The organism is Flavobacterium ranwuense (assembly GCF_004349315.1).
In the GTDB taxonomy this organism is placed as follows: domain Bacteria; phylum Bacteroidota; class Bacteroidia; order Flavobacteriales; family Flavobacteriaceae; genus Flavobacterium; species Flavobacterium ranwuense.
Map to the genome: position 1 here is coordinate 84,299 of NZ_SMLH01000003.1, position 13,856 is coordinate 98,154.

The 13,856-nt window shown below is 33.5% G+C and carries 13 protein-coding genes; 9 read left to right on the forward strand and 4 right to left on the reverse strand.

Annotated elements, in window-relative coordinates:
- The first annotated feature begins 23 nt into the window (after positions 1–23).
- Positions 24–1,616 (forward strand): hypothetical protein, encoded by a 1,593-nt coding sequence (locus E0I61_RS06955; RefSeq protein WP_131991854.1) that lies wholly within the window; start codon positions 24–26, stop codon positions 1,614–1,616.
- Positions 1,617–1,739: 123 nt separating this feature from the next.
- On the forward strand, positions 1,740–3,722 hold the full coding sequence (gene dnaG / locus E0I61_RS06960; protein WP_132070328.1) for a DNA primase: 1,983 nt from the start codon (positions 1,740–1,742) through the stop codon (positions 3,720–3,722).
- A 158-nt stretch (positions 3,723–3,880) separates the two neighbouring features.
- On the opposite strand, the gene E0I61_RS06965 is transcribed toward dnaG, so the two are convergent.
- Together E0I61_RS06965 and nadE are read right to left on the reverse strand one after the other, a co-directional pair.
- Positions 3,881–4,510 (reverse strand): response regulator transcription factor, encoded by a 630-nt coding sequence (locus tag E0I61_RS06965; protein ID WP_131991860.1) that lies wholly within the window; start codon positions 4,508–4,510, stop codon positions 3,881–3,883.
- Between the two features lie 94 nt (positions 4,511–4,604).
- Positions 4,605–5,405 carry an NAD(+) synthase gene (gene nadE / locus E0I61_RS06970; RefSeq protein ID WP_131991863.1) on the reverse strand — a complete coding sequence of 267 codons (801 nt, stop codon included), beginning with the start codon at positions 5,403–5,405 and terminating at the stop codon, positions 4,605–4,607.
- A gap of 100 nt (positions 5,406–5,505) precedes the next feature.
- Between nadE and gldB the strand changes: the two genes are divergently transcribed.
- Both gldB and gldC read left to right on the forward strand, forming a co-directional pair.
- Positions 5,506–6,462 carry a gliding motility lipoprotein GldB gene (gene gldB / locus E0I61_RS06975; RefSeq protein WP_132070330.1) on the forward strand — a complete coding sequence of 319 codons (957 nt, stop codon included), beginning with the start codon at positions 5,506–5,508 and terminating at the stop codon, positions 6,460–6,462.
- A complete protein-coding gene (gene gldC / locus E0I61_RS06980; RefSeq protein WP_091165314.1) occupies positions 6,462–6,797 on the forward strand; it encodes a gliding motility protein GldC in 336 nt (111 codons plus the stop codon). The genes gldB and gldC overlap by 1 nt, the downstream gene beginning before the upstream one ends.
- A 79-nt stretch (positions 6,798–6,876) precedes the next feature.
- On the opposite strand, the gene yihA is transcribed toward gldC, so the two are convergent.
- On the reverse strand, positions 6,877–7,497 hold the full coding sequence (gene yihA, locus E0I61_RS06985; RefSeq protein WP_131915106.1) for a ribosome biogenesis GTP-binding protein YihA/YsxC: 621 nt from the start codon (positions 7,495–7,497) through the stop codon (positions 6,877–6,879).
- Positions 7,498–7,529: 32 nt separating this feature from the next.
- A complete protein-coding gene (locus tag E0I61_RS06990) occupies positions 7,530–8,303 on the reverse strand; it encodes an alpha/beta fold hydrolase (RefSeq protein WP_099714437.1) in 774 nt (257 codons plus the stop codon).
- A 381-nt stretch (positions 8,304–8,684) separates the two neighbouring features.
- Here E0I61_RS06990 and mraZ point away from each other — a divergent pair, with 381 nt between their 5' ends.
- The 5 genes from mraZ to E0I61_RS07015 are packed head-to-tail and all read left to right on the forward strand — an operon-like array spanning position 8,685 to position 13,854.
- Positions 8,685–9,158 carry a division/cell wall cluster transcriptional repressor MraZ gene (mraZ, locus tag E0I61_RS06995; RefSeq protein ID WP_132070332.1) on the forward strand — a complete coding sequence of 158 codons (474 nt, stop codon included), beginning with the start codon at positions 8,685–8,687 and terminating at the stop codon, positions 9,156–9,158.
- Positions 9,133–10,041 carry a 16S rRNA (cytosine(1402)-N(4))-methyltransferase RsmH gene (gene rsmH, locus E0I61_RS07000; RefSeq protein ID WP_205728745.1) on the forward strand — a complete coding sequence of 303 codons (909 nt, stop codon included), beginning with the start codon at positions 9,133–9,135 and terminating at the stop codon, positions 10,039–10,041. Before mraZ ends, rsmH begins: the two co-directional genes overlap by 26 nt.
- A gap of 11 nt (positions 10,042–10,052) precedes the next feature.
- Positions 10,053–10,400 carry an FtsL-like putative cell division protein gene (locus E0I61_RS07005; protein WP_131991875.1) on the forward strand — a complete coding sequence of 116 codons (348 nt, stop codon included), beginning with the start codon at positions 10,053–10,055 and terminating at the stop codon, positions 10,398–10,400.
- Positions 10,391–12,394, forward strand: a complete 2,004-nt coding sequence (locus E0I61_RS07010; RefSeq protein ID WP_132070334.1) for a penicillin-binding protein — start codon at positions 10,391–10,393, stop codon at positions 12,392–12,394. The genes E0I61_RS07005 and E0I61_RS07010 overlap by 10 nt, the downstream gene beginning before the upstream one ends.
- Positions 12,391–13,854, forward strand: coding sequence for a UDP-N-acetylmuramoyl-L-alanyl-D-glutamate--2,6-diaminopimelate ligase (locus E0I61_RS07015; RefSeq protein WP_132070335.1), 1,464 nt, complete (start codon positions 12,391–12,393; stop codon positions 13,852–13,854). The genes E0I61_RS07010 and E0I61_RS07015 overlap by 4 nt, the downstream gene beginning before the upstream one ends.
- Positions 13,855–13,856 lie beyond the last annotated feature (2 nt).

Consider the following 13,856-nt stretch of genomic DNA (forward strand, 5'->3'; position numbering starts at 1 on the left):
TCATCAATCAAAAAACGAAAATCATGCAAAAAATTATTTTATTCACAGCAATTGTGTTGCTTTCTTTACTATGTAAGGTAAACGCTCAAGGAGTAGATGCCATAAAAAATAGTTCAGACTGGCACTATAGAGGTTCAAAGCCGGATAGTTATGAAATGGGATTAGATGCAGGGGCTGAAAAAAACAATCAAATGGTTTACAAAATTAAATCGATTCAAAGTAAAACGAATGGTTTTGGTACTATAATGAAAACCATACAATCGGATGCATTTTTGGGAAAAACAGTCAAAATGACTGCGTATGTAAAAAGTGAAAATGTAAAGTCATGGGCAGGGTTGTGGATGCGAGTAGATTATTATACTGCAGCAGTTTTAGCTTTTGATAATATGCAAAGAAGACCCATCAAAGGAACTAAGGATTGGACTAAATATGAGGTGGTTTTATATGTTCCAACTGAGGCAACAGCTATTTCGTATGGTGTTTTATTAAATGAAACAGGACAAATTTGGTTTAAGGATGTAGTAATAGAAATAGTTGATGACTCCCTTGAAGAAACCGGACAAAATAAAGGAAGAGACCATAAAGTAATTTCCTTTGAAACCAAAGCCAAAGCTATTAGTAACGAAATTAAAGCCATTACAGATAATGAAAAAAATGCCCTAAAAGTGGCTGTGGAATTAATTGACAGGGACTTAGAAAAAGGTGTTGTCACTAAGGAGCAAGCAAGTGACCTTAAAATGCAAAAAGCAAAAATTCATGCTGCAGTCATTGAGGCAAAAGTGAGTGTTGAACAAGCAAAGTTAAATCAATTGGTACAAGATAAAGTTGATGGAAAAGTTGCAGATGAAAAGGAGCATAGAAGCGGAGGCCGAACGATTATTCTAGGTAACAATTCAAATTCAATTGGTTCTCAAACCGAAATTAATATCACTTCTATGAAGGTTTATAATGGTCAGGAAGATAAGGAAGAGCGCCAATCCAAAAGAACTACTTCACAATTTGTATTCGCTACTGGATTGAATAATGTAGTGACTGATGGCTCAATACAAAAATCAGATTTTAGGTATTTAGGGTCGCATTTTTACGAGTGGGGATTGAGTTACAATACCAGAATTTTACAAAATGACAATCTATTGCATGTAAAATATGGATTTTCAGTCACCTACAATAACTTGAGAGCTACGGATAATAGGTATTTTGTAGCTGATGGAAACCAAACAAAACTTGAGGTAAATCCAATTCATCAGGATGATTCTCGTTTCAAGAATGTAAATTTAGTATTTCCAATGCACTTAGAATTTGACTTCACAAAATCCAAAGAAAGAGATGGGAAGACCTATTTTAAAACACACGATAGTTTCCGTATTGGTTTAGGAGGGTACGTTGGTACAAATCTAAAATCGAAGCAATATATAAATTATGATATTGATGGGTATAAGTCAAGAGAAATAACTAAAGGTGATTTTAATGTTGATAGTTTTATATATGGATTAAGCACTTATGTAGGATATAAATCTACCAGTTTGTACTTGAAATATGACTTGAATCCTTTATTCAAAGACAATACAGTGAAACAAAATAACGTTTCCTTAGGAGTGCGTTTCGATTTTAATTAAAGTCTAGTTGAGTTAGTTTTTATACTTTTTTAAGAGCCCTTTCAGAGTTTCAAACTCTGAAAGGGTTTATATCTTTAAAAACTTTGTAACTTTGACCTTTTGCAACTTTGACCCTATATTAAATTGATTTCAAAAGCCACTATAGATACTGTTTTCGAAACTGCTCGTGTTGAGGAGGTAATTGGTGATTTTGTACTATTGAAACGTGCAGGAAGTAACTTCAAAGGGCTAAGCCCGTTTTCTGAAGAGCGCTCTCCATCGTTTATGGTTTCTCCAGCCAAAGGAATTTGGAAAGATTTTAGTTCTGGAAAAGGGGGTAATTCTGTGGCTTTCTTGATGGAACACGAAAAGTTTACGTATCCGGAAGCTATTCGCTATTTAGCCAAAAAATATAATATTGAAATTGAAGAAACCGAGCAAACAGATGAAGAAAAAGCCAATACTGATGTTCGAGAAAGTATGTATTTGGTTTCAGAATTTGCAAAAACCTATTTCCATGATACACTTTTAAATTCGGAAGAAGGAAAAGCAATTGGCTATTCTTATTTCAAAGAAAGAGGTTTTACCAATGAAACCATAAAGAAATTTGGATTGGGTTATTCCCCTGAAGCTTGGGATGCTTTTACAAAAGAAGCTTTAGGAAAAGGATATAAATTAGAATTTCTGGAAAGTACAGGGCTCACAATTCCCAGAGATGACAGGCCTTTTGACCGTTTCAAAAGTCGTGTGATGTTCCCAATACAAAGTATGTCGGGAAGAGTACTTGGTTTTGGAGGAAGGATTCTTACCAATGATAAAAAAGCGGCAAAATACCTGAATTCACCAGAGAGTGAAATTTATCACAAGAGCAAAGTATTGTATGGTATTTTTCAAGCCAAACAATCCATTGCTAAACTCAATAATTGTTATTTAGTCGAAGGATATACGGATGTAATTCAGTTCAATCAATCGGGGATTGAAAATGTTGTAGCTTCTTCAGGGACAGCTTTGACGCCAGATCAAATCCGATTAGTAAATAGACTGACAAAGAATATTACCGTTCTTTTTGATGGAGATGCCGCCGGTTTGCGCGCTTCAATTCGAGGAATCGATTTGATTCTTGAAGAAGGAATGAATGTAAAAGTATGTACATTTCCTGACGGAGAAGATCCGGATAGTTTTGCCAGGAAAACGTCTTATGATGATTTAGTTTTATATCTCGAAAATAATGCTAAAGATTTTATTCAGTTCAAAGCATCACTTTTGATGAATGAGGCCAAGAATGATCCAATCAAAAAAGCGGATTTAATTCGGGATATGGTAGTCAGTATTTCGAAAATTCCGGATAGAATTCAACGCGAAATTTACATTCAGGAATGTTCCCGAATTATGGATATTTCGGAGCAAGTGCTTGTGAGTACCTTGGCACAATTAGTTCAAAAAGATGTTGTTGAAGTTGGAAAAAAGCAAAAACAAGAGTTAGTGCAAAAGGCTTTTGACTTTGTTAAAAATGAAGGGATAGGAGATAGCGAAAAGGTAGATTCACTTTATTTATTTGAAAGGAAAATTATTGAAATTTTGGTGCTTTATGGTAATTTAACAAAGGAGTTTGAAGATGTGTTTTTAAAATCAAATGAAGATGGAGAAATTATAGATGTTACTGAAATTAAAGAATTAAAAGTTTTTCAGAAAATATATTTGAGTTTGCAAGATGATGAAGTAGAATTTGCAAGTCCAATATTTAGAGAGATTTATAAAAATTTAATAGATTATTATTTGCAAAATGAGGATTCTGGGCTTGAAAAATATATAAACCATTTTCAGTCAGGTATTCCAGATGAAGTAACTAATATTATAATGGAGGATGAGAAAAATGTATTGCATAATTGGATAGGTCAAAATATTTTTCCTAAAACCAAAGAGGAAATGTTAAATCAGGATGTTTCGGATACATTACTTACTTTAAGATGGTTTTTAATTAGTGAAATTATAGAAGAGTTAAAAAATTTAGTCTCTAATGAGCCAGACTCAGATAATATGGAGTCATTGTCTTTAGTCATGAATTATATAGAGTTAAGAGGAAAATTTTCAAAAAAATTAGGAAGAGTTGTGGTACGTTATCATTAAAGGGATATGATTTTTTTACGTCACAATATTGACAAATTAAAAAGCTCTGTATCATCTGAATTAGTTTCAGATGATACAGAGCTTTTGTTTATGGTGATGGATTACAATGTATTAATCCATTTTTTTTAAAAATTAGGGAGAGTTATGTCGTGGTATTCTTAAACGATCTCTAAAGTTTTTGCTTTGTTTACCAAGTCTACTAAATTGGTAACATTTAGTTTTGTTAGTAATCGTAATTTGTACGTACTAATTGTTTTTTCGTTTAGTTTCAGAATGTCAGCTATCTCATGATTTTTCTTCCCATCACTTAGATAACGTAAAACTTCTACTTCTCGATTGGAAAGCTTACGGTATAAACGCTCGCTCTTACTTTGTTTTGCAATTAATGCTAGATTTTTCTTTACGGTTTCATTCATGATTATCTTTCCTTGGTGGACTTTGATAATCGATTGGCCCAAAGTTTCTAACTTTTCTTTTTTGTGGATAAACCCGGAAACTCCCGCTTTAATAGCATTGGGTGCGTAAATTTGTTCTGAAAGACCACTGAAGATAATAATTTTAGTTTTCGGAAAATTTTTCAAGAGTGCTTTAACCTCGAAAATACTGGAAAGACCTTCCAGCTCCAAATCTAAAATCAATACATCAATTTCTTTAGTTAAAAGTATATCCCGCACCATCAAAAAATTACCTACATTGGCAACTATTGATATGTCTGCATTGTCTTTAAAGTAAGATTTTACTCCAAAATGCACAACAGGATAATTATCGGCTATACATACTTTAATCATGATTTTAAATTTTTAGAATTAATTGTTATTGGAAATGTAAAATTAATAAATAAATTCTGTAATTAATTGTAAATCAATATAAAATGTGACTTCTTTATTTTTTTGGGATAAAACAAACAGGAATTGCTGTCATTTTATGTTGATTGATCGTATTTAATCGCTTATAAATTTCGAAAACAACTTTTTCTCTTCCTGAAAAAGCATTCGAAGATTTTCCGGCTTCATTTTGGGCCATTGCCCATTCCAGCTCGTCATAACTGGCTCCTAATTGATCTTCATCTGTTCTTTCGTCACCAAATAATCCATCAGTAGGCGATGCATTTAAAATAGAATCCGGGACTTTTAAGTAACTGCCTAAAAGAAAGACTTCTGACTTCATTAAATCAGCAATAGGGCTCAAATCAACCCCACCATCACCATATTTTGTATAAAAACCCACTCCAAAATCTTCTACTTTGTTTCCAGTTCCTGCAACTAATAAGCCATGAATGCCAGCAAAGTAGTAAAGTGTTGTCATTCTTAACCGTGCCCGGGTATTGGCAAGTGATAAATGAACTTTATCGCTATCTGAAATATCGGGTACAGCTTTCTTGAAAGTTTCGAAAACGGAGCTCAAATCAGCTTCAATACTGGATACATTAGGAAATCTTTTTTTTAATTGTTCGATATGTTCCTGTCCACGGGTTACGTGACTTTGTGCCTGATGGATGGGCATTTCAACGCATAAAACTTTTAATCCTGTTTGCGCACATAATGTTGAGGTAACTGCCGAATCTACTCCTCCTGAAACCCCAATTACAAAACCATTTACTTTTGCATTTTCTGCATATTTTTTTAACCAATTTACAATATGAGTATTCACTTTTTCAACAGGTAATGTGCTTTTTTTAGTCATAATAGTTTACATTTTAAAAATCAGGAATGTATATTTGCAAAATCAATTTGTTGCGCATTCGTTTCCTTAGATTCTTTGGACGCAAATTTAATTAATATATATGAAAAAATATCTGTTTCTTGTAGTCTTTTGTCTCTTTCTTTTATCCTGTGATAAGAAAAATAAAGTTGAAAGTGCCGTTACAGCAATTCCTTTGGAAGTAAAAGTGGAACGCTTTGACAAAATATTTTTTGAAACTCCACCGCAGGATTTAGAAAAAGTAAAAAAAGAATTTCCGTTTTTTTTTCCTCCAAGAAATGATAATAGTGTTTGGTTGAATAAAATGCAGGATCCGTTGTGGAGAGAATTGTACACCGAAGTTCAAAAAAAATATAGTGATTTTGGACCAGTAAAAGTGGAGTTAGAGTCACTTTTTAAACACATCAAATATTATTTTCCTAAGACAAAAACACCCAAAGTAATCACTGTAATCTCTGAAATGGATTATAAAAATAAGGCTATTTATGCGGATAGTTTGGTTGTTATTTCGCTTGAATTGTATTTAGGAAAGGATCATAAATTTTATCAGTTTCCAAATTATTTGAAACAAAATTTTGAGGAAAGACAAATCGCGCCAGATGTAGTTTCGAGTTTTTCGGAACGTCAAATCCCGCCTGTTTTGGACAAAAATTTACTTAGTCAAATGATTTATTATGGAAAGCAATTGTATTTAAAAGACTTACTTTTGCCGGATTATACCGATGCCGAAAAGATGGGATATACTCCAGAACAGATAACATGGTGTCAAGAAAATGAAAGTTATATGTGGCGTTATTTTATTGAAAAAGAAATGCTTTACAGTAATGATCAAAAGTTAATTTCCCGGTTTATAAACCCGGCACCATTTTCTAAATTTTATTTGGAAATTGATAATGAATCACCAGGGCAGGTTGGTGCCTGGATAGGATGGCAAATGGTACGCTCTTATATGAAAAATAATGAAGTGCCTATCGCAGATTTATTAAAAACCAATACAAAAGAAATATTTGTGAAATCTAAATACAAACCCAAGAAGTAATGTCGAATAAAAATACATCAGAAATTAAGTTTCTAATTGAATTAGATGAAAACCGAGTTCCGGAAAAATTAATGTGGTCAGCCAAAGACGGTGGAGTCGAACAAGAAGAGGCAAAAGCAATTATGTTGTCTATCTGGGACAGCAAGGCAAAAGAAAGTATGCGAATTGATTTATGGACTAAAGATATGCCAGTTGATGAAATGAAAATTTTCTTTCACCAAACTTTAGTGGCAATGTCCGAAACATTCAAACGCGCTACAGATGATGAAAAAATGGCAGATACCATGAAAGATTTCTGCGATTATTTTGCGGAAAAACTGGAGTTGACAAAATAGAATAGATTGTATGCTAAAAAATAAAATCCCAAAACTAAAATTTTTAGTTTTGGGATTTTTTATATAATAAATTTAGTTCTTAAAACTGACTATTATTTTTGAAAACTTCTTGATTCACTTCGTCAATATAAGAAAGTAATTCTTCTTTTCCAGTCGATTCTGTTGCTGAAGTAACAAAGTAATGCGGCATTTCGGCCCAATTGTTAGCAAACATTTTCTTCTTGTACGCTGCAATATGAGAATCAATTTTCACTTTACTGATTTTATCTGCTTTGGTGAAAACGATACAAAAAGGAATTTCACTTTCGCCCATATAAGACATGAATTCAATATCTATGGTTTGTGCTTCATGACGAATATCAATCAGAACAAAAGCACAAACTAATTGCTCTCTAGTTTCAAAATAATCAGTAATAAATTCTTGAAAAATTGATTTCGTTTTTTTAGAAACTTTTGCATAACCGTAACCTGGTAAATCGACAAGAAACCAATTGTTGTTAATCAAAAAGTGATTAATCAATTGTGTTTTTCCCGGTCTTCCTGATGTTTTTGCTAATTTTTTTTGATTCGTTAGCATGTTAATCAAAGAGGATTTTCCAACATTTGATCGGCCAATAAAAGCATATTCCGGCAAAAAGTCTTTGGGACATTTGGCTACATCGGAGTTGCTGATAACAAATTCGGCAGTATTAATTTTCATTTTTTCTAGGTGTAAAATTCTCCTTTTTAGGATTAGTGCACTGATAAATGCGTGTGTGTTAACCAGTCTTCTAATAAACGATTAAATTCATCAGGATGCTCCATCATGGCAGCATGACCACATTTATCTATCCAGTATAAGGTAGAATTAGGTAATAATTTATTGAATTCTTCTGCAACATCTGGAGGTGTAACTTTGTCGTTTTTTCCCCAGATTATACAAGTTTGAACATGCATTTTTGGCAAATCTTTTGCCATATTATGACGAATGGCACTTTTGGCAATTGTCAGTGTTTTTATCAATTTTATTCTGTCATTTACAGATTCGTAAACTTCATCAATAAGTTCTTTGGTAGCTACTTTTGGATCATAAAATACATCTTCAGCTTTTTTCTTAATGTATTCATAGTCTCCTCTTTTAGGATAACTATCACCCATTGCGCTTTCATAAAGCCCAGAACTTCCAGTTATTACAAGTCCGGCTACTTTTTCAGGATACATTTTAGTGTGGTACAAAGCAATATGACCACCTAATGAATTTCCTAAAAGAATTACCCTGTCTAACCCTTTGAATGTGATGAAATCTTTAACATATTTTGCAAAACTTTTTACATTCGTTTTTAAAATGTTTTGAGTGTATATCGGTAAATCTGGGATTATTATTTTATATCCTTTTGTAGAGAAGTAACTTGCTACAGCGTCAAAGTTGCTAAGTCCACCCATGAGTCCATGTAAAATGACAATTGGAGTTCCTTCGCCAGCTTCATAATAGCTATATCTACCTTCTTTTTTATAGTGTTTTTCCATTTTTTTTGAATGCGGATTTTCAATTTTGACAAATATAGGATTTAATAAATAAAAATGAATTTTTACAACAATTTTTAATTGTAAAATTATACATGTTGCTGTGAAAACAGGCTTCTCTTTTTGTCGTATTTGAGTTTTAAAATTTGATTATTTCGGAATTGGTTGTAAGATTTTAAATTGAAATTTTATTGTATTTCATCTCCTTTTTTTTATAACATTACCTTTCTTACAAATAAAATAAAAGAGAGCTAACGTCTTGATTGTCCAAAAATTAAAGGTTTTTGACCAAAAGTGGTTAAACTTATTAACAAAGTGGTATATAGTGGTAAATTGTGGTAATATTTTTTATATTTTTGCTCAACATCATTTAAAACTTTTTGCTTGGATACAATTATAGGAACATATGAATGTAAAGTCGATGCTAAAGGGAGGTTGCTGTTGCCAGCGCCTTTGAAAAAGCAATTGGCTGCTTCACTTCAAAACGGATTCGTTTTGAAGCGTTCCGTTTTTCAACCTTGTTTGGAATTATATCCTATGCAGGAGTGGGATTTGATGATGCAAAAAATCAATAAGTTGAATCGATTTGTAAAGAAGAACAATGATTTTATCCGCAGGTTTACTGCTGGGGTTAAAGTGGTTGAAATAGATGCTTTGGGTAGATTATTAGTACCGAAAGATTTAGTAATGTTTGCGAGTATCGCTAAAGAGGTCGTGTTTTCATCGGCAGTGAATATTGTTGAGATTTGGGATAAAGATTTATACGAAAAATCAATAAACGGGGAAGACGTTGATTTTGCAGATTTGGCAGAAGAAGTAATGGGAAATATAAATGACGACGACAATGGAATATCATAATCCGGTTTTGCTTCAGGCATCAGTAGATGGTTTAAATATTAGGCCTGACGGCATTTATGTAGATGTGACTTTTGGCGGTGGAGGACATTCAAAAGAAATTTTGAAAAGACTCGGGCCAAACGGAAAGTTGTTTGCTTTCGATCAGGATGAAGATGCTTTGGCAAATTCTCTGCTAGATGAAAGATTTACGCTTATAAATGAGAATTTCCGTTTTATAAAACGGTTTTTGCGTTTTTATGGGGTGAAAAGTGTTGATGGAATCTTGGCCGATTTAGGGGTTTCATCTCATCAATTTGATGTTCCGGAAAGAGGTTTTTCTACTCGCTTTGATGCAGGATTAGATATGAGAATGAGTCAGAAAAATGATTTGAATGCCTATCGGGTTGTCAATGAATATGATGATGTAAATTTGAAAAGGGTGTTTTTGGATTATGGTGAATTGAAAAATGCACCTGCTTTGGCAAGAACAATTATAGAGGCCAGAGAGGAGCAGCCAATCAAAACAACCGATGAATTGAAAGAGGTTTTGGCGAGATATTTACCGGAAAGAGTTAGAAATAAAATATTGGCTCAAATCTATCAGGCTATTCGAATTGAAGTGAATCAGGAAATGGATGTTTTGAAAGAGTTTTTGGAACAATCCTTAGAAATATTGAATCCGGGCGGAAGATTAAGTGTGATCTCGTATCACTCATTAGAAGATCGATTGGTGAAAAGATTTGTAAAAAACGGAATGTTTGAAGGGGAACCTGAACGTGACTTTTTTGGTAATTTTTCAGTGCCGTTTAAAACAGTTGGAAAATTAATTGTTCCGGATAATGCTGAAATAAAAGAGAACAATAGAGCAAGAAGTGCCAAATTAAGAATTGCTGAAAAGATATAATTAGTCATAAAATGAAAAACGGAGTTTACAGCCTATTGAAAGCGCGGTTTCTTATCAATGATGATGCAGTAAAAAACTGGCGGTTTATTGTTTTTGTAATTCTACTGGCGATCGTTATGATTGCTAATACGCAGCGATTTGAACAAAAAGTGTTTCAGATTGCCGAGTTGACAAATCAGGTTAAAGAGTTGCGTTCGGAATTTGTGGACAGACGCTCAGAATTAATGAAATTAAAAATGGAATCAACTGTTTCTGAAAAAATGATAGAAAAAGAAATTTTTCCGTCAACAGTTCCTCCAGTTAAAATAAAAGTTAAAAAAGAAGAAGAAAAAAGCTTTTTCAAAAAAATATGGCAGTAGAAGATAAATACATATCGTACAGAATTTATCTGGTTGCATTCGCTATCTTTTTGATGGCTATTGCGATTGCTGTAAAATTGACAAATATTCAATGGGTTGAGGGAGATTATTATAGAAAATTAGCCAAGGAAAGAACCGTTAAGAATTTTATCATTCCTGCTAATAAAGGAAATATTTATTCTGCCGATGGGAGCCTTTTAGCTACTTCCATTCCTAATTATGAAATACGTTTTGACGCTGTGGCTCCAAAAGCCGAAGCATTTGAAAAAAATGTGAAGTCGTTATCAGATTCATTGGCATCAGTTTTAGGAAAACCATCTAATTTTTTTGAAAACGAATTAAGAAAAGCCAGAGCTAATAAAAACAGGTATTATTTAGTTGCCCGTAAATTAAGTTATACCCAGTATTCTAAAATAAAAGGTTTTCCATTATTCAATTTAGGTGCTTACAAGGGCGGAATTATAATTGAACAAGAAACAGTACGAGAACATCCAATAGGGAAAATTGCAGAGCGCACTGTTGGTTATGAAAGGACTACAGAATCTGGATCATTTGATGGAAAAGGAATTGAATGGGCCTTTAGAAAATATTTGAACGGTAAAGACGGTAAGATTTTAAAGCAAAAAATAGCAAAAGGGCAGTGGAAACCCATTCGTGATATTAATGAAGTTGAACCTCAGGATGGATATGATGTGATATCCACAATCGATGTTTATGTTCAGGATATCGCACATCACGCGTTATTGAAACAGTTGGAATTGTATGAGGCGGATCATGGTTGTGTAGTAGTTATGGAAACTAAAACGGGTCATGTAAAAGCAATTTCAAATTTAGGAAGAGCAGATGACGGAACCTATTATGAAACTACAAACTATGCAGTTGCCGAATCGCATGAACCTGGATCTACTTATAAATTAGCAGGTTTAATGGCGCTTCTTGAAGATAAAAAAACGGATACCAGTACTGTTTATGACAGTAAAGGTGGAGTTGTGGTTTATTCAGGAAAAAAAGTAAACGATTCCCATACAGGAGGTTACGGAAAAATTTCTCTGGCAAGAGGTTTTGAACTTTCTTCTAATACGGTTTTGGTTCAGGCAGTTTACAATGGGTACAAAAATGAGCCTTCAAAATTTGTAAATCATCTTAATAATTTTGGATTAAATAGAACTTTAGGGCTTTCGATTAAAGGAGAAGGAGTGCCTTATATTCCGCAGCCAAGTGATAAAAATTGGTCAAATATTTCACTGCCTTGGATGGCCTTTGGATATGGAGTTCATATTACACCGTTGCAAACATTAGCTTTTTATAACGCGGTTGCCAATGATGGTGAAATGGTAAAGCCTCAGTTTGTTTCTGAAATTAAAGAATGGAACAGAACCATCAAAAAATATGAGAAAGAAGTATTGAATCCAAGAATTTGCTCTCCAGAAACTATTTCAAAATTAAAAGCTGTTCTGGCAAATGTTGTTAAAAAGGGAACGGGGTCAAAACTCTATTCGAAAGATTTTTCTATGGCGGGAAAAACAGGTACAGCTCAGGTTAATTATGGAAAAAGTGGTAGATCTGGAATGTATTATGCTTCTTCATTTGTAGGGTATTTTCCGGCGGATAAACCTATGTATTCTTGCATAGTTGTAGTTCATAGACCTAATACCGCGCTTAATAATTTTTATGGTGCTGATGTGGCAGGTCCCGTTTTTAAGAGAATTGCTCAAAAGATTTTTACAGATGCGCCCTCAACAAATGAGATTAAAAACCTAAATAGAAAGATTACAAAGCAAGAAAAAAGTTATGATTCTTACTTTGTAAAATCAGAAAAGAAATTGCAATTAATCCCAAATGTGAAAGGAATGTCTGGAATGGATGCGGTTGCTTTATTGGAGAATTTAGGTGTAAAAGTAAAGGCTGTTGGAGTTGGTAAGGTGAAAAAACAATCGCTTGCTGCGGGTCAGAATATTGTGAAAAACACAACTATACTATTGGAATTATCATGAGTATATTAAAAGATATATTGTACAAAGTAGCTATCGAAGCCGTAAAAGGTTCGACGGATATTGCTATCAATAAAATGGATTTTGATTCTAGAAAAATCGAGTCCAATGATGTTTTTATTGCTATTCGTGGCTCCATTTCTGATGGTCATGATTTTATAGAAAAAGCAATTCAACAAGGAGCTGTAGCAGTTATTTGCGATACATTTCCGGTGAATATTGCTAAAGGAATTACCTATGTTCAGGTAAAAGACACGAATTCTGCCCTCGCATTTATGGCTGCAAATTATTTTGGTGATCCTTCTCAAAACTTGAAATTGGTTGGAATTACAGGGACAAACGGTAAAACGACCATTGCTTCTTTGTTGTACCAATTATTTAAAAAAGCAGGTTTTAAAGTTGGTTTGCTTTCGACAGTAAAAATTTTAGTTGATGACGTTGAATACAAAGCGACTCACACGACTCCAGATTCGATTACGATAAATCATTATCTAAAAGAAATGGTAGAAAACGGTATTGAATACTGTTTTATGGAAGTGAGTTCTCATGGGATTCATCAAAAAAGAACCGAAGCATTGCATTTTGTTGGCGGTATTTTTACCAATTTGTCTCACGATCATTTGGATTATCATCCAACGTTTGCAGAATACAGGGATGTGAAAAAATCGTTCTTCGATAATTTGCCAAAAACAGCCTTTGCGTTGTCCAATATTGATGATAAAAATGGGCAAGTGATGTTGCAGAACACCGCTGCTAAAAAAATGACCTATGCCTTAAAATCGTATGCCGATTATAAAGCGCAAATCCTGGAAAATCAATTGTCAGGTTTGTTTTTAAAAATAAACGGAAATGAAGTTTGGGTGAAGCTGATAGGAACATTTAATGCGTATAATTTATTGGCTATTTATGGAACTGCGATTGAACTTGGAATGGAAAGTTTGGAAGTACTTCGGTTACTGTCAGATTTAGAAAGTGTTTCGGGACGTTTTCAATTTATTGTTTCCGCATCAAATATTACTGCGATTGTGGATTATGCGCATACACCGGATGCATTAGAAAATGTGCTGAAAACTATCAATGACATTCGTACAAAAAACGAACAATTAATCACGGTTGTAGGTTGTGGAGGAAATAGAGATAAAACCAAGCGACCAATTATGGCTGGAATTGCATCTGATCTGAGCGACAAAGCAATTTTCACTTCGGATAATCCAAGAAACGAAGATCCGGAAGTTATTATTGCTGAAATGGAGCTAGGTGTTGCCTCTCAGAATTATAAAAAAATGTTGACCATAACTGATAGAAAACAAGCCATAAAAACGGCATGTCAATTGGCTCAGCCCAATGATATTATTTTAATTGCTGGGAAAGGGCATGAGACGTATCAGGAAATAAATGGAATACGTCATGATTTTGACGATATGAAAATAGTTAAAGAAATATTAGACCAACTCCATAAATAGAA

Excerpts from the sequence above, each read along its gene's own strand:
- E0I61_RS07015 (WP_132070335.1), top strand. The coding sequence starts at position 12,391 with ATGAGTATATTAAAAGATATATTGTACAAAGTAGCTATCGAAGCCGTA.
- E0I61_RS06965 (WP_131991860.1), bottom strand. The coding sequence starts at position 4,510 with ATGATTAAAGTATGTATAGCCGATAATTATCCTGTTGTGCATTTTGGA.
- yihA (WP_131915106.1), bottom strand. The coding sequence starts at position 7,497 with ATGAAAATTAATACTGCCGAATTTGTTATCAGCAACTCCGATGTAGCC.
- nadE (WP_131991863.1), bottom strand. The coding sequence starts at position 5,405 with ATGACTAAAAAAAGCACATTACCTGTTGAAAAAGTGAATACTCATATT.
- rsmH (WP_205728745.1), top strand. The coding sequence starts at position 9,133 with ATGACGACGACAATGGAATATCATAATCCGGTTTTGCTTCAGGCATCA.
- E0I61_RS06990 (WP_099714437.1), bottom strand. The coding sequence starts at position 8,303 with ATGGAAAAACACTATAAAAAAGAAGGTAGATATAGCTATTATGAAGCT.
- E0I61_RS07010 (WP_132070334.1), top strand. The coding sequence starts at position 10,391 with ATGGCAGTAGAAGATAAATACATATCGTACAGAATTTATCTGGTTGCA.
- gldB (WP_132070330.1), top strand. The coding sequence starts at position 5,506 with ATGAAAAAATATCTGTTTCTTGTAGTCTTTTGTCTCTTTCTTTTATCC.
- E0I61_RS07005 (WP_131991875.1), top strand. The coding sequence starts at position 10,053 with ATGAAAAACGGAGTTTACAGCCTATTGAAAGCGCGGTTTCTTATCAAT.
- E0I61_RS06955 (WP_131991854.1), top strand. The coding sequence starts at position 24 with ATGCAAAAAATTATTTTATTCACAGCAATTGTGTTGCTTTCTTTACTA.
- gldC (WP_091165314.1), top strand. The coding sequence starts at position 6,462 with ATGTCGAATAAAAATACATCAGAAATTAAGTTTCTAATTGAATTAGAT.